Consider the following 18,138-nt stretch of genomic DNA (forward strand, 5'->3'; position numbering starts at 1 on the left):
GATTGATTGCAGGCAGGGCCAGGGAGAAACTGTTGTGATAAAAAAACCTGGATCCGGTTTCGCCCAGACCCAGGCTATAGATTTTACTCCTCAACCCGGTCGAATTCTTCGGTACTGAAGATTTCGTCGGTATTGGTGACTTGATTGGTTATTAAGCCATGCTCAAGATCTCTAAAATTCCACATAGTTTGATCCATAAGCTGGCTGGGTTTAATACTTTGAAGTGCATGCAGAATATTGCTTGGGACCTTGGGGTTTTCCTCTGCAAGCTGATTAATCAAATGCGTTACTTTTTTACGCATCAAATTTTCTTGTGACCCACAAAGGGTGCAGGGGATAATGGGATACGATTGCTCTTGCGCGAAAGTAATAATGTCTTTCTCTTGAACATAGCATAATGGTCGGATGACGATATGCTTTTTATTATCGCTCAGTAACTTCGGTGGCATGGATCGAATATCCCCATTGTATAAAATCGACATCATTAGGGTTCGGACCAAATCATCACGATGATGGCCCAGGGCGATTTTGTTAAAGCCATTTTCCTCTGCATAGCGATAAATAATACCGCGTCGTAAGCGTGAGCATAAAGAGCAGTAGGTTTTACCCTCAGGAATTTTCTCTTTCACAATGCTGTAGGTATCGCGTGTCAGTATTTCATGAGGAATAGATCGATCGGCAAGCCACTGGCGTAAAGCCGAGTCATCCCAACCTGGTTGAGCCTGATCCAGGGTAAACGAAAAGAGTTCAAATTTATTACCAGAGCGTCGGCGTAATTGATCCAAGATCGTTAACAGTGTGAACGAGTCTTTTCCACCTGATAAACAGACCATCACACGATCCCCACGCTGGATCATATTAAAATCTGCAATGGCTTTGCCGGTATAATGCAATAATTTTTTTTCAACTTGAGAAGGATTGGACATTATTAAAAACCTAATGAAAAGTTGTTATTTAGTGGTTTTGTTTTCTGCCGGGAGCAATCCGTTGACCCTGGTTGTTTCTAACCATGAATTGATTAATTCGAGATCGTTTGCGTTCAATGTTCCGGCTAAGTATTTTAATGTTAAAACCGCATTAATCAAACTGTATTGGTCATTAGCCAGTTGATTCTGGGCTTCAAACAAACGCTGTTGGGCATTCACCACATCCACCATGGTGCGTGTCCCTACCTCAAATTGGGCTTCCGTACTTTCCAAGGAGTTTTGTTGTGAAATTACGGTTTGTCTGTCCGCTTTTACTTTGCTAATTCCATCAGTAATGGTATTGAAAGCTATGCGGCTATTAACTACTACATCCCTGTAAGATTGCTCCACTCGTTCACTGGATGCCTGAAAACTATGCTGTGCTTGTCGTGTTTGCGAACGTACTAATCCGCCTTGGAATACAGGGAAATTTAAAGCTAGCCCGACAGTCGATAATTTTTGGTTTGCAGGCAATAAAGGATTCGATGAGTTTACTTCGTTTGTTGTCTCTACGGTGTTACCTTGAAGGGAGATCGTAGGCCAATTCCCCGCAGAAAGCGCTTTCATGTTTTCACGAGCCACTTCAAGATTGTATTTTGCAGACAGCAACTTGTAGTTTTGCTTAAGACCGGTATCTATCCACTGATCAACCACATTAGGCTCTGGCTTGATTAACGGAATTTTACCATCACGTAGAGGAGCTATGACTTCATAAACATGATTGGTCAGTTTTCTTAAATTTTCGCTTTGGTTGATTTGGTTGTTTCGCGATGCAATAACTGTTGCAACCGATTGATCATAGGCTGCTTTTGCTTCATAAACAGAAGTGATTGGGTCAAGACCTACTTCAAAGCGTTGCTTTGCTTGCTCATATTGGCGCATGTTAGCGCGTTTTTTTGCTTCAGCGAAATTTAAAGTATCTTGAGCAAATAGTACATCGAAATACGCTTTGGCTGTTCTAAGAATTAAATCCTGAGCGGCATCATTGAAAACAGCTTGTGCTGCTTTTACGGATGCCTTTGCTTGTTGTACCCTTGCCCAAGCCTGATAATTAAAAATAGCCTGAGATGCAGAAACTTGCCACGTCCTCGAGTTATAAGTGTTATCTTGAATGGTAAAAATACCATCGTTTACATGAAAAACGTTTCGTGTTGCTTGGGCGGTAATACCAACTTGAGGAAGTAATGCAGCACGGGCTTGTGGAAGGGCTTCTGCGCTAGCCATGTATGTATCATACGCATTCTTGAAAATAGGATCATTTTCGAGGGCTTGATGATAGATATCCATTAGGTCTGTGGCAGCAAAGACGTGCGATGACAGACCTAAAGTCATGAGATATCCGAACAGCAATTTTTTCATTAAACTAATTCCTAAAATACAAATTCTTTGGGCTTTGATTTATCAATCAGGAGAGGAATGTTGGTTTCAAAAATGATTCGGTCATGCCAACGCTCCTCATGATCCAATTCATAGAGACGACCCTGCATTACAGGAGATTTTCCTTCAATAGCAAATAACTTGCCTCCAGGCAGAATCTGCAACCTTTGAGTCTCATTTATTTTTTCTACTGCGCCAGTGAATATAACCACATCATAAGGAGCACTTTCTAACCAGCCTTGACTGGCATCCCCGGTGATTAATTCTACATTATTGCAGTGATGTTTTTTTAATTGATGGGCTGCATGGGTGGTAAAATCAGCATAATAATCCACGCTGATTACTTTTTTACACAACTTACTTAACAATGCGGTGAAAAATCCGCTGCCAGTACCTATCTCCAATACTGTTTCATGGCCTTGTAAATCAAGTGCTTGCAGAATTTGTCCTTCTTCCAAAGGGGTCAACATGCGTTGACCATGATGAAGCGGTATTTGCATATCTGAATAAGCAAAATTTACAAATTGTTCAGGAACGAATTCATGTCTGGCTACCAGTTCATACAAATTGAGTATGGATTCGTTTAAAACATCGCCAGTTCGGAGTTGTTGCTTGACCATATTAATGCGTGCGCTTTGATAACTCATTTGCTCTACCGTGTTGATTGTTTTAGGTTAAGATTGACTATTCATTTGCCAAAGCCATCGCTTTGCAACTTATTCGCGGTGTTCCACATTTGAAAATTTTAGAATTCCACAGACATGCTGCGAAACGAGGTGGCAAAAGCGAATTGTCAACACACTTTTAAAACTTTGGCACAATCTTAGCAAAAAAATAGCGCATGTGCTAAGAAATAATGTTTGAATCCCAAATTTCGTGGTGACTCTGGTTAAAGTTTGCTATGATCCGCTATTTTTAATGGTTTTCTAAAATAGATTGTCCCTTATTTTCGATACAGCACGAGAGGTACCGAGGTATTGTGGCGTTTAACGTATAGGAGAATACAGTGCTTGAGCAATTTACTGAATATTTGCAAACTGAAATAGAGACACTGAAGAGTGAGGGCTTATATAAAAGCGAACGTGTTATTTCAAGTCAGCAACAAGCTGCTGTCACAGTAAATCATAAAGAAGTCATTAATCTTTGTGCAAATAATTACTTAGGTCTGGCTAATGATCCGCAACTGATTGCTGAAGGGCAAAAAGCATTGGCTCAATATGGCTATGGTATGGCTTCAGTACGTTTTATTTGTGGTACTCAAACGCCTCATAAACAACTTGAGCAAAAAATTAGTCAATTTTTAAACAAAGAAGATACCATACTGTATTCTTCGTGTTTTGATGCGAATACCGGTCTTTTTGAAACTTTATTGGGTGAAGAGGATGCGATTATCAGTGATGCATTAAATCATGCCAGTATTATTGATGGAGTGCGTCTATGTAAGGCTGCGCGTTATCGATATGCGAATAACGACATGAAGGCTTTGGAGGAGCAATTGATTGCTGCTAAAAATGCTCGATTTCGTTTAATCGCTACAGACGGTGTTTTTTCGATGGATGGAATTTTGGCAAATCTTCCTGCAATTTGCGAATTAGCCGATAAATATGATGCTATGGTTATGGTAGACGATTCCCATGCTGTCGGTTTTATGGGAGAAACGGGACGTGGAACTCCTGAGCATTTTGGAGTAAGTGACCGTATTGATATAATTACCGGCACTCTAGGTAAGGCGCTAGGAGGGGCGTCAGGTGGTTATACCGCAGCAAACCAGACTATCGTTGAATGGTTGCGTCAACGTTCCAGACCCTATTTATTCTCTAATACTTTGGCCCCAGTGATTGCGCATACTTCGTGTGTTGTTCTCGATAATTTAACGAAAAATAATCATTGGGCTGAAAAATTAAAGCGTAATAGCCGCTATTTCCGTGAAGGTATGACCCAGCTAGGATTTAATCTAATCCCTGGGGAACATCCAATTATTCCTGTTATGTTAGGGGATGCAAGCCTGGCAGGACGCATGGCAAACCGTTTGCTCGAGCTCGGTATCTATGTGGTAGGTTTTTCTTACCCTGTCGTTCCTAAAGGTTTAGCTCGAATTCGTACTCAAATGTCCGCAGCACATGAACTACATCATTTGGATAAGGCCATTGAGGCATTTGAAACGGTAGGTAAGGAGTTTTCTGTTATTTAAAGCAACGCCGTCTTCTCTTAACTTTTACAGAGATGATCTTATTTTGAGGTACTTTTATGAAATCATTAGTCAAAGCGAAAAAGGAACCTGGCATCTGGATGGAAGAGGTCGCTATACCTGAATATGGCGTCAATGATGTATTAATTAAAGTTAAAAAAACAGCAATTTGTGGTACTGACATTCATATTTACAACTGGGATGAATGGGCACAAGCGACTATCCCTGTACCCATGACCGTGGGGCATGAGTTTTATGGTGAAATTGTTGCGGTAGGCCAAGAGGTGCAGGGACTTCATGTAGGTCAACGAGTTTCGGGTGAAGGACATTTGACCTGTGGTTTTTGCCGAAATTGCCGCGCAGGCAAACGCCATCTTTGCCGTAATACTTTGGGCGTGGGCGTCAATAGGCCTGGATGTTTTGCAGAATATTTATCCATACCCGCCACCAACGTGATTGTTCTTCCGGATAATATTACTGGAGAGCAGGCTTCAATTCTGGATCCTTTTGGTAATGCAACGCACTGTGCCTTGGCTTTTGATGTAGTCGGAGAAGATGTATTGATTACTGGAGCTGGACCCATTGGTATTATGGCCGCAGCTATAGTAAAGCATATAGGAGCACGTCATGTCGTTATTACTGACGTCAATGATTACCGTTTGGATTTAGCTCGTAAAATGGGGGGCATTCGTGCGGTAAATGTCACACATGAAAAACTATCCGATGTGACTGCAGAACTAGGTATGCTCGAAGGTTTTGACGTGGGTTTGGAAATGTCTGGAAATCCCATGGCTCTAAATGACATGATGAAGGCCATGAATCATGGTGGGCATGTAGCTTTGTTAGGTATCCCTCCTCAAGAAACAGCAATTGATTGGAATCAGGTTATTTTTAAAGGGTTAGTGATCAAGGGTATTTATGGTCGTGAAATGTTTGAAACATGGTATAAAATGATTGCCATGTTACAAAGTGGATTGGATATTTCACCGGTGATAACACACCGTTTTTCAGTTGATGACTACCAACATGCATTTCAAATTATGGCATCAGGTCAATCAGGAAAAGTGATTCTTGAGTGGTAGATATTGAATTGCACTAATGTACATTAAGGTTATATCGAGTATCATTCTCGGGTTATGGCTGTGTTCTACTGCTATTAGGTAAAGAAAAATCCCCTCTTGCATGAATGGGGGAGGGAAAGGTGTGGGGGCATCATCAGCGACAATCAATACCCTCATACCCCCTCGCAGGCACCTTCTCCCCGAAGGGGGAAGGGAACCTTTACTTGACGAGCAGTGCGACCATGCCGTTACCCAAGCCACAAAAGCAGTTTTAAAAAGACGGAGTAGTTATGTCACAATATATTTTTACCATGAATCGCGTCAGCAAAATTGTTGAAAATCAGCGGTTTATTTTAAAAGATATTTCATTAAGTTTTTTTCCTGGCGCTAAAATCGGTGTTTTAGGATTGAATGGTTCTGGTAAGTCCACTTTATTACGCATCATGGCGGGTGTTGATACTCAATTTGAGGGAGAAGCAAGACCACAACCAGGAATTAAAATCGGTTATCTTGAGCAAGAGCCCCAGCTCGATCTGAATAAGACTGTACGCGAAGTTGTCGAAGAAGGCGTGAAGGAAATGAAAGAGAAACTGGCGCGCTTTGACGAAATCAGCATGCGTTTTGCAGAGCCCATGAGCGATGAGGAAATGAATACCTTACTTGCTGAGCAGGGTGAATTACAAAACGAAATTGAAGCTGGTGGTGGCTGGGATTTAGACAGAAAACTCGATGTGGCTGCGGATGCATTGCGCTTGCCAGAATGGGATGCCATTGTGGGGCAGTTATCAGGAGGTGAGCGTCGCCGAGTTGCTTTATGCCGTTTATTACTTTCCAATCCTGATATGTTGCTGCTTGATGAGCCAACAAACCATTTGGATGCAGAGTCTGTCGCTTGGTTAGAACATTTTCTTGAAGGTTTTCCTGGTACAGTAGTTGCGATTACTCACGACCGATATTTCTTGGACAATGCTGCCGAATGGATATTAGAACTGGATCGCGGCGAAGGCATTCCCTACAAAGGCAACTATACTTCCTGGCTTGAGCAGAAAGAGGCACGCCTGGAGATGGAGCAGAAACAAGAAGACGCACACCAACGTGCGATTAAAGCAGAGTTAGAATGGGTCCGTACTTCACCTAAAGGACGCCATGCTAAGAATAAGGCACGTTTAGCCCGCTTTGAAGAAATGAATTCTAAAGAGTTTCAAAAACGTAATGAAACCAATGAAATATACATTCCACCAGGTGAGCGTTTAGGTGATTTGGTTCTCGAAGGGGAAAAAATCAAAAAATCCTTTGGTGATCGAATCCTGATTGATAATTTGGATTTTAAACTCCCTAAAGGAGGTATTTTAGGAATTATCGGTCCTAATGGGGCAGGTAAATCGACCTTCTTAAAAATGATTACCGGTCAAGAAACTCCTGATGAGGGTACGATTCGCATCGGTGACACAGTGCAATTAGCTTATGTTGACCAGCTACGTGATGAATTGGATTCTAATAAAACGGTATGGCAGGAGATTTCTGATGGTCATGACATCATGCAAGTAGGCAGTTTCCAAATGCCTTCCCGCGCTTACGTTGGCCGTTTTAATTTTAAGGGTACTGATCAACAAAAGAAAATGGGTCAACTTTCTGGAGGAGAGCGTAACCGCGTCCATTTGGCAAAATTACTTAAGAGTGGCGGGAATGTCTTATTACTTGATGAGCCCAGTAATGATTTGGATGTAGAAACTCTGCGTGCTTTAGAAGATGCGATTCTCAATTTCCCTGGTTGTGTGATCGTCATTTCGCATGATCGATGGTTTTTAGATAGAATTTGTACTCATCTGATGGCTTTTGAAGGTGACTCACAAATTACGTTCATTGAAGGAAATTACACGGATTATGAAGCAGATAGAAAGCGTCGTCTAGGGGATGCTGCAGATAGGCCATCGCGTATCAAATATCGTAAATTAGAGTCATAGGTTTGAAGCTAACTGCTCTCTCTTGCCTAGTTCTGCGGATAGTCCGAGACGTAGGTTAGGGTCTGCAGTTATCAAGTTTTAATTAAGTGGAGATAAAATTTAAATGAATAAGTTGTTTTGGGCAGGTTTGTTATTGTCTGTTGGGGGTTTAACATCCTGTGTTGACTATGATCCATCTACGTTGCTCACTGATGATGCAGGGTATGTGCATCGAACCGTTCATTACACAAAGGATAAACGGGGTCGTGATTATTTTCCTCAAAAGATTCAAGCAACAGGTGAAAGACGCTTTATTTTTGACCCTAAGGTTTCTGCATGGGCAGCATATGACGAGGAAGGTAATCGTTTATTGACTGGCGGTGGTTCAGCAGGTGTTGATGTATGCGAAGAAAATTCAAATCAATCGTGCAGAACAGTTACTGGAACTTTTAAAGTGTATAATCGAAGAGGGTTTGATTGTAAATCTGGGGAATATCCAGTAGATACTAAAGGCGGTGCAAAAATGCCTTATTGTACTTATTTTTACCAAGGATATACCATCCATGCAGCTTATGAAGTACCAGAGCACCCATCAAGCCATGGTTGTGTGCGTATTTTCCCAAGTGCTGCCAAGTGGTTAAGCGAAAACTTTTTCCGTATCGGTACGAAGGTGATAGTATTAGAATATCCTGATGAGCCGGGTGCTAAACAGCCCACTTTGCCCAATAAATTAGGCTAAAAGGAAGAGGTTTATTATAGTCTGGGTGCAACCCAATGCCGAAACCCAGGTTTGCTTCTCGCTTCAGTTACCCTCACCCCAGCCCCTCTCCCGAAAACGGGAGAGGGGAGGTCTACGCAAATCTCGATCGCAATATTTATCGCCGCAGGCTGCTTACCATCATCCAGTGAACCATTTCCTTTTTCCCTCGGGGGGAAGGTACCCGATAGGGCGGATGAGGGTGAGTTAATTAACCCTCACCCCAGTCCCTCTCCCGAAAACGGGAGCGGGGAGGTCTATGTAAATCTCGATCGCAATATTTATCGATGCAGGCTGCTTACCATCATCAAGTGAACCATTTCCCTTCTCCCCTGGGGGAGAAGGTGCCCGTTAGGGCGGATGAGGGTGCTAATTATGGTCAATAAAGGTTAAATATCCTTGTTTCTCCCCCAAAACAAGGGGAGTGCAATAATAATTAAGGAGTATTCGGTGGTAGTGAAGGCTGGGTAGAGTGGTTTTCAGGCAAAGTAGGTTGTCCAGGTGTTGCTGGAGTTGGTGTTGGTGTTGCCGAAGGATTTGCAGGGGCAGTAGGTTGTGTTGTCGTCGTGGGCGTTGTCGTTGTCGGAGCTGCTGGCGACGGTGCTGTAGGAGCAGCGGCTGGATTTGGTGTCGCTCCGGTAGGTGGATTCGTGGAGTTCGCTGCATTAGGAGCAGTACTTTGTGGTTTTTCCTGTGTCACTGTGCCTCTGGGAGCGGCAATCATTTGGGTAATTCCCAAGTCTCCAGTCATCTTACGGCCTATAGTTAGGTCCACACTCAGTAACTGGGTTACTTTTTCCTTATCATTCTGATAAACCACTTGTAAAGGTAAATTAATTTTCCATTGATTGTCTTTTGCTTCGGTTATAACAACTTGTCCGTCTACTTGACTGCTCACGGTCAGTTTTTGCGATTTAATCGCTTCCAAATTACCTGATTTCTGTAAAGCGGTATTAAAACCAGTCCAACCTTGCTCCGTAAAACAAGCTTGCAATTTTTGTAATTGAGCATCTAAGTTGGTTGGATTAAAGTCAAATGCCTGGGTAACCGCTTTTGCGGCCCATTGCATGACCACTGATTGATCAATTGTTTTGGTTTCAGGCGGGATTTTGTACTCACAATTGATGGCAGCTGCCGGTGCTGCTGTTGCAGGATGTACCGATGGCAAATTTTGTCCGGGTGGTGTTGGTGTAGCAGGAACAGGTTTTAGGGCACTTGGAGTTTGAGGCGGTGGTGCGACTGGCTGAGTGTTTTCAGCATGAACTTGAGTACCAAGTAAAGCAAAAAGGGTACCCCATAGTAAAGTGTTCTTCATGAAATTAACTCCTTAAATAGTATGTAGCAATTCTGCGATAATAAGAGCCGCTAGTCTAGCAGTTTTTTGTTCTTGATCCAAAGGCGGTGACAGTTCAGCAACATCAAAACTAACTACTTTGCCACTTTGAATGATGTATTTCAAGAGCGGTAAAATTTGCCATGGCATCAATCCGAGTGGCTGTGGAGCACTTACGCCAGGAGCAAAAGATTCTGCTAAAACATCCAGACACAGTGTCACATAGATGTGATCTAGATTCAGCATAAAATCATCGAGAAAAGCCAAATGCCATGCTACGCTGTTTGCATACAATTCTTCAGCAGTCAGATAATGGACATTAAGTTCATTAGCGCGTTCAAAGAGAGAGGGGGTATTGCCTAATCTTTGGATTCCCAAGCAGCAATAGTTAAAGGGTTGGTTATTTTCTTTACAATATGCTGCGATTTGTGAAAAAGGGGTTCCTGAGGTGCCTGGTTGATTTTTTTGGTGTGGTCTTAAATCAAAATGTGCATCAAAATTAATGATTCCCAGCTTACTGTAATGAGGTGCTAAACCTTGATAATGAGCCCAGGCAATTTCATGGCCTCCACCGAAGGCAACCGTTTGATGCCCTTGCTGATGACAAAAACTGATGAGATTGGCAAATTGAGCTTGCGCAGTTTCCAGTTCGTCTTCCTCGCAGAAAATAGTCCCCAGGTCATAAAATTGCTTATCTAAAGAGCACGGTAGTTTGGCTAATTGGGTTTTGATTTGATCTGGTCCTAATTTTGCTCCTGGTCTTCCCATATTTCGGCGAACGCCCGCATCACTGGCAAAGCCAAGAAAAACGGTTTTTTTCTCTTTAGTAATGAGCTCAGTTTGTTGCACTGGAAAAATGATCTTTTGAAAGAAGCGTTCAGCACTTATCGTATCCTTTCTACCTTGCCAGAGTGAAGGGTTGGCACGTTGGTAATTGGAAAGATGTTCAAACATTAAATTCTCCCTAATCTTTAATTAATTCTTTAAGAATCTATATAAAAAAGAGACCTAAGTGCAATTGATACTCAGTACTCTAGAAAAATTTTCATTATAAGTCACGGTACAACGTTCGGTTCCACGAGGAATTTTTTGAATTAATTGAATTTTAGTCTGTGTATATTCACAAGCTACCCAAGTTTCTTGTCTATCAAATGACCAAGTTAATTTTTTAACTTTTGAAACTTCAGTGTCAGGGGCTAAGCTGGCATGTTCTTTAGGGTGTCCTGAATAAAATGTGACGCGATCAAACTGATGAATACTATTCAAATCATCCTGGAATGCCTCCCATGCTTTGATATCATGTTGTAAAGACTGAGTTGTTTTTATGGTCTCTGGGCAATGTATCGCAGTTGCGGATGCTGGACCACAAAAGACAATAAAACCCCAAAAGACGTTTATCCCAATAAAAATTCGCATCAATGGCACCCCAGAAATTTTTGCTTAGTATAGCACGTGGATTATTGTGTCCAAATATTGATCATCACTTAATCTAATTGCGTTTTTGCCATCTGCCTTAAAGTGTTGCGATCAATCTTTCCAGTAAAACCATAAGGCAATTGGTCCATGATAATGACTTGATATGGGCGTTTGGTGGGGGGGAGTGAGGCATGAGCAAAATCCATCAATGTTTGGGCGTGCACGTGTTTGTCTCTATTTTTAAGTACCACATAGACAATGATTTTATCATTATTTGCTTTATTTTTATTGGGTAGTGCAATTGCAGCAGCTTCCTTAACTGCACTGTGTTGATAAAAGATATTTTCAATTTCACTGGGAGAAATGAGCTCTTTTCCGCAACGTATAATATCTACTTTACGACTGACGAACCAATAGTATCCCTCTTTATCGCGATATGCTAAATCCCCTGTATGCAACCAGCCATTTTTTATCGTTTTTGCGGTTAAATCAGGATCCTGCCAATAGCCTGAACACATACTTTCGCCATGAACAATAATTTCTCCAGTTTGATGTGGATTTAAAATGACTTCACCTTTTTCATCAATTAAGCGCATGTCCATACCCTCTATGGGAAAGCCAATTGATCCGGTTTTCTTTTTTCCATAAGGAGGGTTCATGGAATAGATTTGCAATTCAGACATCCCGCAGCCTTCGGTAATTTCGGCATGAAACAATAGATTAAATTTTTTCTGCAGTGAGATAGGCGTTGCATCCCCAGCAGAAAAACAAAAATCAAGGGTGTTGATTTCATACCCTAAAGATTCCGCATGATTAATAAGTTCAAGATAAAGCTTAGGAAACCCATAGATTTTCGTAATCCCATAGAGGTTTAATTTGGTTAATGCATCTTTAGGATCAAAGCTAGGTAATAGGATCACCGTAGCTCCTACTGCATGAAAAGGTAAAATTTGTGAACCTAAGCCAATCAAATAACAGATTGGAAACATGACTAAAGTTTGATCAGTATGATTTATTTGAATTTGGCTGAGCTGATTTTGGGTGCCTTGACTGAGACTATAGTGAGTATGGACCACTACTTTGGGTAAGCCTGTGGTTCCAGATGTAAAAAAAATTAAGGCAGGTTCTTTAGGGTCGATTGTGATATCAGCGGGAGTGGATATTGCTCTAGGTGCTAGTAAATCTTGGAAATTCTTAACTCCGGAATAGCCTGCTGATTCCGAGGTGAGATAACATTCATCAATTTCGTTTAATATTTTTTCATCATCAAGTAGCTGTTGATAATAATGTGCAGTAGTTATAAAAACACGCGCCTTACTCTGTTCCAACACATAATGAATCAGTTCATTGTTAAATTGAATGTTCACTGGGACGGCTATAGCACCTATCATAAAACAGGCATAGTAACATAAAACGATTTCAATACTGTTTGGCAAAAGAAATGCAATGCGGTCTCCTTGTGAGACCCCTTGTGCTAAAAATGCATTGGCCATACGGTGCGTTAATTCATCCAGTTTTTTATACGTATAACTCTGTTGATCAATAATCAAGGCAATTTTATCAGGAAACTGTTTCGCTGATTGAGCGAGTAAGGTGCTTAATTGATACATAGATATCCTCATCGTGAGTAGACTATAAGATCATCCAATCAATGGATACCCTAAGATATTTGAGCTTACACCGATCTATTGCCTACAATCTATAATATAGTTCGTTCATTGGGCAATGCTATGTCTAAAAAAATTTTAATTGCAATTGATGGCAGTGACATCTCAACGCATGCAATGCAAGAAACAATAAAACTTATGAAAGAAGAGCAAGTTCAATTACTTATTTTACATGTTGTTGAAGTACATTTTATGTTTCCTGGTATTGATTATATTTCGTTGCTCTCTCACTACACAAAGGAAGGTCAAATAATTTTAGAGAATGCTAAAAAATTAGTCACGGGTCAGCCTTTAGTTCAGTGTGACACCAAATTAATGGAACACAATCTATTGCAAGGAAGGATCTCTGAAGCGATTGTCAATGAAGCTAAAAGCTGGTCTGCAGATTTAATCGCATTGGGTACGCACGGACGTCGAGGTTTTAATCGATTATTTTTAGGTAGTGTTGCCGAAAACACAGTCCGCATTGCTACAAACCCTGTGTTACTTATTCCTCCACCAACGATAAATTGATATTTCTCAATCTGCATGAGTTTTGCTTCATCGGCCTTTGTTCGCCATCAAATACGCATAAAATTATGCCAAGTTTACTCAATGTCTGGTATGATTCGTGCATGGCAAATAAAAAGAGTAAGAGGGTATTGTGATTGTTATTACCGGTGGAGGTAGTGGGATAGGAAGATCATTAGCTTTTTCTTTGGCAAAACGAGATCAAACAGTCTTAATTGTGGGTAGAAGAAAGCAACCATTGCAAGAAACAGCCTCTTTTTCTTCAAACATTCAATATATTTGCGCTGATGTGTCAACACTTGAAGGTTTAGACTTAATCAAAAATCAATTACGCGATGTGGATCAGGTTCGTGCACTGGTTAATAATGCTGGAACTTTAAATCCTTTGACCTCCATAAAGGATATAGAGCCTAAAGACTGGCATCATGCTTTAAATACCAATTTAAATGCTGCTCTTTTTCTTCCACAAAAGATATACGATAAATTGACTAACGGCCGTGTTTTAAATATTGGTTCTGGAGCCGCCCATTTCCCGATTAGGGGCTGGACTGCGTATTGTGTTTCTAAAGCCGCTTTATCCATGCTGACCAAATGTTGGCAATTGGAATCTGATGCAATTGCTTTTGCTAATGTAATGCCAGGCATAATCGATACCGAAATGCAAGCGATTGCCCGAAGTAAGGATAATCCTGATTATGAACGAATTAATTTTTATAAACGATTGAAAGAGGAACATCGCTTGGTGTCACCGGATACAGTCGCAGAATTCTTGACTTGGCTCTTACTGGATGTGGACAAGAAAACCTATGTTTCTAAGGAATGGGATATCTATGACACAAAACACCATAACGCATGGCTCAAGCCACCTCATCAAGTTCTTCATTGGGATTTTTAATGGTTCCTTGTGACAAATTACTATTGAATGCAACTACTATTGATGCTCAGGGAAATCAATTGCTGCAGCAAGCAATTGCCATTAAAAATGGCCTTATTGCCTGGTCTGGACCACAGACAGAATTGCCTGCAGAATTTTGTAAGTCATTGCATGAAGAAGATTGTCAGGGACAGTTGATTACCCCTGGGCTAATCGATTGCCATACGCATTTGGTGTATGCAGGAAATCGCTCCACCGAATTTCAAATGAAATTAGCTGGAGTGAGTTATGCTGAAATTTCTAAAGCAGGTGGTGGGATATTATCTACAGTGCATCAGACTCGCGCTGCCTCAGAAGATGAGTTAATCAAACAATCGTTGCCCAGAATTCTTGCATTATGGGCAGATGGGGTGACTACGGTTGAGATTAAATCAGGTTATGGGTTGGATTTGGCTAGCGAATTAAAAATGCTGCGAGTAGCCAAACGTTTGGGCGAGATAACGGGTTTAAGGGTAAGAAAAACATTCCTTGGTGCGCATGCAATAGGACCCGAATTTAAAGGAAACAGCCAGGCATACATTGATGTTCTTTGCCAAGAAATGTTGCCCGCATTATGTGAAGAAAATTTAATAGATGCTGTAGATGTATTTTGTGAGAGTATTGCCTTCTCATTAAAACAAACCGAGCAAGTTTTCATGGCAGCGCGGGAATTAAATTTGCCTATAAAATGCCATGCAGAACAATTATCCAATCTTGGAGCAAGCCAGCTTGCTGCAGAGTTTGGTGCTTTGTCTTGTGATCATTTGGAGTTCCTGGATGAGAAAGGAGCCTATGCGATGGCAAAAACAAATACGATTGCTGTTTTGCTTCCTGGGGCTTATTACTTTCTGCGTGAACAACACAAACCACCCGTCGATCTATTGCGTCGAGCTGGTGTAGGAATGGCCGTTGCCACTGATTGTAATCCGGGCTCGTCGCCAACTACTTCATTACGTTTGATGATGAGTATGGCCTGCCAATTTTTTTCATTATCTGTGCCTGAAGCATTGATGGCGGTCACCAGTCATGCTGCAAGAGCATTAGGTTTGCAAAAAGAACTGGGAGCAATTGAGCAAGGCATGAACGCCGATTTGGTATGGTGGTCTGTTAATGACAGTGCTGCCCTTTGTTATTATTTTGCTTATCCCTTACCTCATCGTACGATGATTGGAGGGGAGTGGGTGTCTCCAAAGGATAACTATTAGGAATAAAATATGCTGAAATCACTAAAAACAATTCTTTCTGTAGGTATTATGGTATGTTCTTTTACTGTTTGGGCGGTGAATCCAGTATCAGTTAAAAAAGAAACATCGGTTTATATCATTGATATCAAGTACCCTCAAGGCTTTAAGGATGCGCGGATCAATGCCGCTGTGCAATCCTTTATTGAAAAAACTAAAAAAAACTTCCTTAAAGAAATTGCGGACGATGCAGATGTTCCTGCGGATGCACCAGGAAAATCAGGTTTAAATGTCACTTATTCTTTGCCTTTTAAAACAAAAAAGGCTTTAAGTGTATCGTTTAATATTTCAATTTATCATCGAGGAGCTGCGCATCCATCAAATACGGTGGCCGTATTGAATTTCATTGATGGTCGTCAGGTTGAGTTATCCGATTTATTTCGTCCTGAAGTAAATTATTTAAAGCCTATTGCGAGTTTTTCTAATAAAAAAATCAGTGGAAAAGGTTTTGCAGATCAAAAATGGATTGACGAGGGAACTAAGCCTACAGATAAAAACTATAAAATCTGGTCTTTTTCACCCCAAGGAATAAATATAATTTTCGATACCTATCAAGTTGCTGCATATGTATACGGACCTCAGACTGTAAAAATACCCCTATCACAGATTTCGTCTTTAATTAAGCCTGAAATAATGCACAATGTTTGGGGTCGTTAATGGCTGATACTCCTTTTATAGCTGCCGATAAAAAGGTAGCTGAACTTTCTGTAAGAGTTGTTGTGCTGGCTATAATACTTACTGTATTACTAGCGATGTCTAATGCATATCTTGCGTTGAAGTTGGGAATTTTAACCTCAGCATCAATTCCTGCGGCAATCATTTCTATGGGTATTCTGCGTTTTTTTAAAAACTCCACCATCCTTGAGAATAATGCAGTGCAAACTGCTGCATCTGCAGGCGAAGCTGTTGCTGGGGGGATTGTTTATACCATTCCAGCGTTGATTATTATTGGTTATTGGAATCATTTTGATTACCTCACTAATTTTTTTATTGCAGTGTGCGGTGGCATTTTGGGGGTATTATTTTCCATACCGCTTCGCCGTATTTTAGTTCATGATCCCTCTCTCAAGTTTCCAGAGGGACGTGCAATTGCGGAGGTACTAAAATCGTCGGTTGAAAAAACAGGGATCAAAGACATATTGATTGGCGGTGCTGTCGGAGGGCTTATTGAATTATTCCAAACTGGATTTAAAGTAGTCGCCAATAGCTGGGGTTATTGGTTTGTGATACAGCGCTCTCTATTTGGTCTTGGTGCCGGCTTTTCCGCTACAATGATAGGTGCTGGTTATCTGGTTGGCCATGATATGGCAATCAGTATTTTTTTGGGGGCCGTGATCTCTTGGTTAATCGCATTACCTGTGGTCAGTCAATTTTATCCTGAGTTTGTAAGCCATTATCCTGCAGAGCAAGCAGCGTCCTTTTTATGGAATAGCGAGATGCGATATCTAGGGATAGGAGCTATGTTGTTTGCAGGTGTTTGGACTTTTTTAAAATTAGTGAGGCCCCTATCCACAAGTATCCAAAATTCACTGAAATCCTTTATGTGCAAAGGGAATAAAGACATTCAACCTTTGCGGACTGATCAAGACATGCCTTTACCTTATATTTTGATCGGCACTGGTGCGTTAGCAGCCATCCTGTTTCTCTTTTTCCAGCTGGTTCTGCCGCTGCAGCAAGTGGGACTGGATAATGAGTATTCACCGACTCTTATTTTTCTCGCGGTTATTTATGTTTTGTTTATAGGGTTTATTTTTTCTGTTATTACCGCCTATTTTTCCGGTATGGTGGGGGTTACAGCCAGTCCAGGTAGTTCGGTTGTTATTTCAGGAATGCTTTTTGCTGCATGGTTGCTTTTGGTTGCAGTGGATCATCTATTACCTTTACCGTTAAAGACAGAACAAATTCAGGCAGCTGAAGCCATTACAATCATGATTGGTGCTGTAGTAACCGGTATAGCGGCGATTGCCAATGATAACACTCAAGATCTTAAAGTCGGTCAGTTGGTTGGTGCAACTCCATGGAAGCAACAATTGATGCTGTTGCTTGGCGTAGTCATTTCTTCATTGGTTATTCCTCCGGTGATGCAGTTGCTGTTTAATGTTTATGGAATTGCAGGGGTAATGCCTCATGAGGGTATGGACCTAAGTCAATCTTTGCCTGCGCCAACAGCGGCTTTAATGGCGGCGATTACTGAGGCTGTTTTTCGAAATTCATTGCCATGGACGATGATGTTGATTGGTTCTGCAATTATTCTCCTTATTGTTTTCGTCAATTATTTGTTGCGCTTAAGTCGTTATTTAAACTTATCCATTTTAGGCGTTGCGATAGGAATGTATTTACCACTTTCCTCCTCCTTTCCACTTTTTATTGGCGGGATGATCGCGCTGTTTGTAAAAAGACGTTTGAAACGCGTGGCTCCTGTTGAAGAAGAGGTATTAACCCGCAAACAAAGAGGGACGCTTATCGCCTGTGGATTGGTTGCCGGTTCTGCAATTGTAGATGTGTTGCTTGCAATTCCTTTTTCGATTTTTCAAAGTCCGGATGCGTTGCAAATAGTGGGGCCAGAATGGAAAAACATCGGTGTTTATTTAGGCGTTTTAACCACTTTATTACTTGCGTGGTGGATCCATAATCGGGTTGTTAAATACAAGTAATTTAAAGATTAGTATCATAAAATTAAGCGTTTCATTGCTTAATCCCAGGCATAGCGAGGGATTTCTTGATGGTGATACCGAACCACAGCAAGGGAGTTCCCTCACTGCGCGCG

General features: G+C 41.2%; 16 protein-coding genes. 9 read left to right on the plus strand and 7 right to left on the minus strand.

The genetic code is table 11. The annotated features are described in order from the left end of the window. Positions 1-83: 83 nt before the first annotated feature. From ttcA to OQJ13_RS13445, 3 genes are read right to left on the minus strand one after another with little or no spacing between them, the layout of a single operon-like run. Positions 84-926 (minus strand): tRNA 2-thiocytidine(32) synthetase TtcA, encoded by an 843-nt coding sequence (ttcA, locus tag OQJ13_RS13435; protein WP_265711336.1) that lies wholly within the window; start codon positions 924-926, stop codon positions 84-86. Positions 927-950: 24 nt separating this feature from the next. After that, positions 951-2,324, minus strand: a complete 1,374-nt coding sequence (locus OQJ13_RS13440; RefSeq protein WP_265711337.1) for a TolC family outer membrane protein — start codon at positions 2,322-2,324, stop codon at positions 951-953. Between the two features lie 11 nt (positions 2,325-2,335). After that, positions 2,336-2,989: a protein-L-isoaspartate O-methyltransferase family protein gene (locus OQJ13_RS13445; RefSeq protein ID WP_265711338.1), complete on the minus strand. Its 654-nt coding sequence runs from the start codon at positions 2,987-2,989 to the stop codon at positions 2,336-2,338. A 359-nt stretch (positions 2,990-3,348) separates the two neighbouring features. Here OQJ13_RS13445 and OQJ13_RS13450 point away from each other — a divergent pair, with 359 nt between their 5' ends. From OQJ13_RS13450 to OQJ13_RS13465, 4 genes are all read left to right on the plus strand, one after another. Next, positions 3,349-4,533 carry a glycine C-acetyltransferase gene (locus tag OQJ13_RS13450; RefSeq protein ID WP_265711339.1) on the plus strand — a complete coding sequence of 395 codons (1,185 nt, stop codon included), beginning with the start codon at positions 3,349-3,351 and terminating at the stop codon, positions 4,531-4,533. Between the two features lie 56 nt (positions 4,534-4,589). Continuing rightward, the gene (gene tdh, locus OQJ13_RS13455; protein ID WP_265711340.1) at positions 4,590-5,612 is read left to right on the plus strand and encodes an L-threonine 3-dehydrogenase; all 1,023 of its coding nucleotides are present in this window, start codon (positions 4,590-4,592) and stop codon (positions 5,610-5,612) included. Positions 5,613-5,881: 269 nt separating this feature from the next. Further along, positions 5,882-7,555 carry an energy-dependent translational throttle protein EttA gene (ettA, locus tag OQJ13_RS13460; protein WP_265711342.1) on the plus strand — a complete coding sequence of 558 codons (1,674 nt, stop codon included), beginning with the start codon at positions 5,882-5,884 and terminating at the stop codon, positions 7,553-7,555. Positions 7,556-7,658: 103 nt separating this feature from the next. Next, a complete protein-coding gene (locus tag OQJ13_RS13465) occupies positions 7,659-8,273 on the plus strand; it encodes a L,D-transpeptidase (RefSeq protein ID WP_265711343.1) in 615 nt (204 codons plus the stop codon). A 454-nt stretch (positions 8,274-8,727) separates the two neighbouring features. Here the strand turns inward: OQJ13_RS13465 and OQJ13_RS13470 are convergent, their stop codons facing one another. The 4 genes from OQJ13_RS13470 to OQJ13_RS13485 form a co-directional block, all read right to left on the minus strand. Continuing rightward, a complete protein-coding gene (locus OQJ13_RS13470; RefSeq protein ID WP_265711344.1) occupies positions 8,728-9,606 on the minus strand; it encodes a DotI/IcmL family type IV secretion protein in 879 nt (292 codons plus the stop codon). A 12-nt stretch (positions 9,607-9,618) separates the two neighbouring features. Next, a complete protein-coding gene (hutG, locus tag OQJ13_RS13475) occupies positions 9,619-10,578 on the minus strand; it encodes a formimidoylglutamase (RefSeq protein ID WP_265711345.1) in 960 nt (319 codons plus the stop codon). Positions 10,579-10,632: 54 nt separating this feature from the next. After that, a complete protein-coding gene (locus tag OQJ13_RS13480) occupies positions 10,633-11,040 on the minus strand; it encodes an STY0301 family protein (protein WP_265711346.1) in 408 nt (135 codons plus the stop codon). Between the two features lie 68 nt (positions 11,041-11,108). After that, positions 11,109-12,650 carry a class I adenylate-forming enzyme family protein gene (locus OQJ13_RS13485; RefSeq protein WP_265711347.1) on the minus strand — a complete coding sequence of 514 codons (1,542 nt, stop codon included), beginning with the start codon at positions 12,648-12,650 and terminating at the stop codon, positions 11,109-11,111. Positions 12,651-12,770: 120 nt separating this feature from the next. On the opposite strand from OQJ13_RS13485, the gene OQJ13_RS13490 reads away from it, so the two are divergent. The 5 genes from OQJ13_RS13490 to OQJ13_RS13510 all read left to right on the plus strand — a co-directional run bounded on the left by OQJ13_RS13490 (position 12,771) and on the right by OQJ13_RS13510 (position 18,025). Beyond that, a complete protein-coding gene (locus tag OQJ13_RS13490; protein WP_265711348.1) occupies positions 12,771-13,220 on the plus strand; it encodes a universal stress protein in 450 nt (149 codons plus the stop codon). Between the two features lie 130 nt (positions 13,221-13,350). Continuing rightward, positions 13,351-14,112, plus strand: coding sequence for an SDR family NAD(P)-dependent oxidoreductase (locus OQJ13_RS13495; RefSeq protein WP_265711349.1), 762 nt, complete (start codon positions 13,351-13,353; stop codon positions 14,110-14,112). Continuing rightward, positions 14,112-15,335, plus strand: a complete 1,224-nt coding sequence (gene hutI, locus OQJ13_RS13500) for an imidazolonepropionase (RefSeq protein ID WP_265711350.1) — start codon at positions 14,112-14,114, stop codon at positions 15,333-15,335. The genes OQJ13_RS13495 and hutI overlap by 1 nt, the downstream gene beginning before the upstream one ends. A gap of 9 nt (positions 15,336-15,344) precedes the next feature. After that, positions 15,345-16,028, plus strand: a complete 684-nt coding sequence (locus OQJ13_RS13505) for a DUF3298 and DUF4163 domain-containing protein (RefSeq protein WP_265711351.1) — start codon at positions 15,345-15,347, stop codon at positions 16,026-16,028. Then, positions 16,028-18,025 (plus strand): OPT family oligopeptide transporter, encoded by a 1,998-nt coding sequence (locus OQJ13_RS13510; RefSeq protein WP_265711352.1) that lies wholly within the window; start codon positions 16,028-16,030, stop codon positions 18,023-18,025. The genes OQJ13_RS13505 and OQJ13_RS13510 overlap by 1 nt, the downstream gene beginning before the upstream one ends. Positions 18,026-18,138: the final 113 nt, after the last annotated feature.

This window comes from Legionella sp. PATHC035 (assembly GCF_026191115.1).
Classification (GTDB): domain Bacteria; phylum Pseudomonadota; class Gammaproteobacteria; order Legionellales; family Legionellaceae; genus Legionella.